This window comes from Leifsonia sp. HAY1-4F, from assembly GCF_056755275.1.
In genome coordinates this window covers 1-4,516 of sequence record NZ_JBNDHX010000167.1, presented here as the reverse complement: position 1 = coordinate 4,516, position 4,516 = coordinate 1, and the positions used below count along the sequence as shown (strand labels likewise).

4 protein-coding genes are annotated in these 4,516 nt (G+C 70.7%); 3 read left to right on the top strand and 1 reads right to left on the bottom strand.

The genetic code is table 11. The annotated features are described in order from the left end of the window. Window positions 1-142: 142 nt before the first annotated feature. Window positions 143-607, bottom strand: a complete 465-nt coding sequence (locus ACPYOG_RS18695) for an Lrp/AsnC family transcriptional regulator (protein ID WP_090036371.1) — start codon at window positions 605-607, stop codon at window positions 143-145. A 182-nt stretch (window positions 608-789) separates the two neighbouring features. Between ACPYOG_RS18695 and pdhA the strand changes: the two genes are divergently transcribed. From pdhA to ACPYOG_RS18680, 3 genes are read left to right on the top strand one after another with little or no spacing between them, the layout of a single operon-like run. Further along, window positions 790-1,965: a pyruvate dehydrogenase (acetyl-transferring) E1 component subunit alpha gene (gene pdhA, locus ACPYOG_RS18690; RefSeq protein ID WP_481295645.1), complete on the top strand. Its 1,176-nt coding sequence runs from the start codon at window positions 790-792 to the stop codon at window positions 1,963-1,965. Beyond that, the gene (locus ACPYOG_RS18685) at window positions 1,962-2,972 is read left to right on the top strand and encodes an alpha-ketoacid dehydrogenase subunit beta (protein ID WP_481295644.1); all 1,011 of its coding nucleotides are present in this window, start codon (window positions 1,962-1,964) and stop codon (window positions 2,970-2,972) included. Before pdhA ends, ACPYOG_RS18685 begins: the two co-directional genes overlap by 4 nt. Beyond that, window positions 2,972-4,450, top strand: coding sequence for a dihydrolipoamide acetyltransferase family protein (locus ACPYOG_RS18680; RefSeq protein ID WP_481295643.1), 1,479 nt, complete (start codon window positions 2,972-2,974; stop codon window positions 4,448-4,450). Before ACPYOG_RS18685 ends, ACPYOG_RS18680 begins: the two co-directional genes overlap by 1 nt. Window positions 4,451-4,516: the final 66 nt, after the last annotated feature.

The window sequence follows — 4,516 nt, the reverse complement described above, 5'->3', positions numbered from 1 at the left end:
TCCGTCGTCGGCAGCGTCAGATGTGTATAAGAGACAGCCCCACCGTCGAGTACACGACGATTGCACGCGGCAAGCGCTTACCCTGTGCAAGCTTTGTGTACTCGACGGTGGGGCTCGGGGCTCGGGGCTCGGGGCTCGGGGGTCAGGCGTCGCGGGTGAGGAGCGGGCGGAGGCGGTAGGGGATGAGCTCGCCCATGTCGAGGGACGTCTCGGCACGATCGACGCCGTCGGTCGACTGGATGATGCCGGTGATGCGGAAGAGATCCTCCGCATCGACGCAGACGACACGCAGCAGCAGGTCGGAGGGACCGGAGAGGCCGTGCGCCTGCACGATCTCCGGGATCGCCGCGAGGCTGTCCACCACGGCGGCGAGCCGCTGCTGCCGGACGTGGACGTTCACGAACGCGGCCAGCGGATACCCCGCGACCCGGGCCGAAATGCGCCGCTCGAACGACAGGAAGGCGCCGCTGCGCTCCAGCTCCGCCACCCGCGCCTGCACCGTGTTCCGGCTGAGGCCCAGACGGTCGGCGAGCGAGACGTTGGTCGATCGGGGGTCGTCGGCGAGGGCGAGGAGGATGCGGCGGTCGGTCGTATCGAAGCTGCGCATAGTGTGAAAGCTAGCACTCTTCGTGCTCGCGAGATAGTGCATCCTGCACGGTCGACACGCCGATGGTTGTGCGCGCTGTTCGCGCGGCGTAATCTGCCTCTAATTCCGGCAAGGAGGCCGGGAGCCGGTCGGGCACGCCACAAGCGGGCCGGCCGGGCGCGAGAGTGAAGGTTGCGTGAACCGTGACGATCGACAATCAGCCGGCCACCCGTCGGGGCGGCTCCCACATGGACCTCGGTCACCTCGACCAGTTCGGCCTCGGCGAGACAGCACTCGGCGAGTTCGCCCTGGTCCGTCTTCTGGATGAGAACGGCGTCCGCCACGAGGACGAGCGCTTCGACGCCTGGGTGTCCGACATCGGTCCCGATCAGCTCCTCGATCTCTACGAGGACATGCGCGTCATCCGTCGCATCGATTCCGAGGCGACCGCCCTGCAGCGCCAGGGCGAACTGGGCCTCTGGCCGCCGCTCCTCGGACAGGAGGCTGCACAGATCGGCTCCGGCCGGGCCCTCCGCTCCGACGATTTCGTCTTCTCCAGCTATCGCGAGCACGGCGTCGCCTACTGCCGTGGCGCCGGCCTCGTCGACCTCCTGCGCGTCTGGCGCGGCACGACGCAGAGCGGGTGGAATCCCTATTCGATCAACATGGCGACGCCGCAGGTCATCATCGGTGCGCAGACGCTGCACGCGACCGGGTATGCGCTCGGCATCCAGGCCGACGGGACGGACGCCGTCGCCGTGGCGTACTTCGGCGACGGCGCCACCAGCGAGGGGGATGTCAACGAGGCGCTCATCTTCGCGGCGACCTACGCCGCCCCGGTCATCTTCTTCTGCCAGAACAACCAGTACGCCATCTCGGAGCCGGTCTCGCTGCAGGCGCAGCGTCCCATCGCCGACCGTGCGCCGGGCTTCGGCGTGCCGAGCGTCCGCGTCGACGGCAACGATGTCCTGGCCGTGCTGGCGGTCACCCGCGCTGCCCTGGACCGGGCCCGCAGCGGAGGCGGCCCCACCTTCATCGAGGCGGTCACCTACCGGATGGGCCCGCACACGACGGCCGACGACCCGGCCCGCTACCGGGATGCGGCCGAGGTGGAGCAGTGGCGCGGCAAGGACCCGCTGACGCGTGTGGAGGCGTATCTGGATGCGCAGGGCGCGCTCACCGAGGAGCGGAAGGCCCGGATCGCCGGCAAGGCCGACTCGGTCGCCGCCGAGATGCGCGCAGGCATCACGTCCCTCGTCGACCCCGACCCGCTGTCCGTCTTCGACAACGTGTACGCCGAGCCGCACACCGGCATCGCCCGTCAGCGCGACCACTACTCGCGCTACCTGCGCACGTTCGTGGGGAGCGACGGACGATGACCTCTCTCACCATGGCGAAAGCCATCAATGCGGGCCTTCGTCGCGCGCTCGCGTCGGACGACCACGTCGTCCTCATGGGCGAGGACATCGGCACCCTCGGCGGCGTGTTCCGCGTCACGGACGGCCTGCAGACCGAGTTCGGCCCGCGCCGGGTAATGGATTCGCCGCTCGCCGAGTCCGGCATCCTCGGCACGGCTGTCGGGATGGCGTACCGCGGCTACCGGCCCGTGGTCGAGATCCAGTTCGACGGGTTCATCTATCCCGCCTTCGATCAGATCGTCAACCAGGTGGCGCGGATGCACTTCCGCACCGAAGGCGCGGTGCGGATGCCCATCGTCATCCGCGTGCCTTTCGCGGGTGGTATCGGCTCGGCCGAGCACCACTCCGACTCCCCGGAGGCCTACTTCGCGCACACCGCAGGACTGCGCGTCGTGAGCCCGTCGGATCCGCAGGACGCGTTCACGCTCATCCAGCAGGCCATCGCCTCCGACGACCCTGTGCTGTTCTTCGAGCCCAAGCGCCGCTACCACGCGAAGGGCGAGGTGGATGAGGATGCGCCGCTGGCCGACGCCCGCCCGATGGGCACCGCTCGGGTGCTGACCGAGGGCACGGACGTCACCCTGGTCACGTACGGCGGCCTGGTGCAGCTCGCGCGGGATGCTGCCCTGGCAGCCGGGGACGAGGGCGTCTCGGTCGAGGTGATCGATCTCCGTTCCCTGTCGCCGCTCGACGTCGACACCGTGGTGGGATCGGTGAAGCGGACCGGCCGCCTCGTCGTCACCCATGAGGCCGCGCTGTCCGGCGGCCTCGCGGCCGAGATCTCCGCCTCCATCACCGAACGGTGCTTCTATCACCTGGAGCACGCGCCGGTGCGTGTGACCGGGCACGACATCCCGTACCCGCCCGCCCGGCTGGAGTCCGCGCATCTGCCGGACCTGGACCGCATCCTGGACGGCATCGACCGCGCCATGGACCGGCCCAACTCGCTGACCGGGGTGGAGGACTGATGGCGGTCAAGCAGTTCGCCCTGCCGGATCTCGGCGAGGGTCTCACCGAGTCGGAGCTCGTCGCCTGGAAGGTCGCGGTGGGCGACACCGTGCACCTCAACCAGATCATCGCCGAGGTCGAGACCGCCAAGGCCCTCGTGGAGCTTCCGGCTCCGTATGAGGGCCGGGTGTCGAAGCTGTTCGTCGAGCCGGGAGTGACGGTGGCGGTGGGGGAGCCGCTGGTCGCGTTCGAGGTGGATGCGGATGTGCCGCTCGAGGACGCTCCTACGGTGCCTGCCGAGCCGGCCCAGGTGGGGGATGCGTCGGCTCAGGTGGCGGATGCGGCTGGCCAGGCTGAGGATGCGTCGGGCGAGGATGCGGATGCGGCCCGTGCCTCGGCAGAGTCGAGCCAGGCTGCGGCCGCACCGGACGGGCGCGAACCGACGCTGGTCGGGTACGGCGCACGGCCCGAGTCGCAGGCGCGTCCGGCGCGGAGGGCACGCCCGGGACTGGCGCAGGAAGGACGGCAGCGTGCCGGCGTCGCGGTCGCGTCGAGCGCTGCAGCGGCGGCGCCGACGGCTCTGGCCGAGCGGCCGCGCGCGACCCCTCCGGTGCGCAAGTTCGCCCGCGAGCTGGGCATCGACCTGGCCTCGGTGTCCGGTTCGGGCGATCGCGGGCTCATCACCCGAACCGATGTCGAGGCGTACGCCGGCAAGCGGGATGCCACCGCGCCGATCGCGACCACGCCGACCGCGACCTCGGCGACCGCCACCGGCCCGGCCGGCACGGGCGCGGCGTCGCGCGAGAAGCGCATCCCGATCCGCGGCGTGCGCAAGGCGACCGCCGACGCCATGGTGCGCAGTGCGTTCGGCGCGCCCCAGGCGACGGTCTTCCTGACGGTGGATGTCACACCGACGACCGAGCTCGTCGCACGGCTGCGGGCGCGTCCGGAGTTCGCCGAGGCGCGCCCTGGCCTGACCGCGGTGGTCGCGAAGTCTCTGCTGCTGGCCATCCGCCGCACCCCCGAGGTGAACTCGCGCTGGGACGAGGCGAGCAACGAGATCGTCCAGGCGGAGTACGTGCACCTCGGGATGGCCGCAGCGACCCCGCGCGGCCTGCTGGTGCCCGTCATCCGGGATGCCGACCGGATGACGCTCGGCGACCTCGCTGACGCGATCAGGAAGCTCGCCGAGACCGCTCGCGCGGGGCGTACGGCCCCGGCCGACCTGAGCGGCAGCACGATCACGATCACGAACGTGGGAGTGTTCGGTGTGGATGCGGGGACGCCCATCCTCACGCCCGGCGAGGCCGCCATCCTCGCCGTCGGAGCCGTCCGGCGACAGCCGTGGGAGCACGACGGAGGCATCGCGCTGCGGGAGGTGCTCACGCTCGCGCTGACCTTCGACCATCGGATCGTGGACGGCGAGCAGGCCTCGCGCTTCCTCGCCGACGTCGGCCGCATCCTCTCCGACCCCGCGTCCGTCCTCGCCCTCGTCTGACCGCCCGTCCCCCCGTCGAGTACACGAACCTGTCTCTTATACACATCTGACGCTGCCGACGACGGA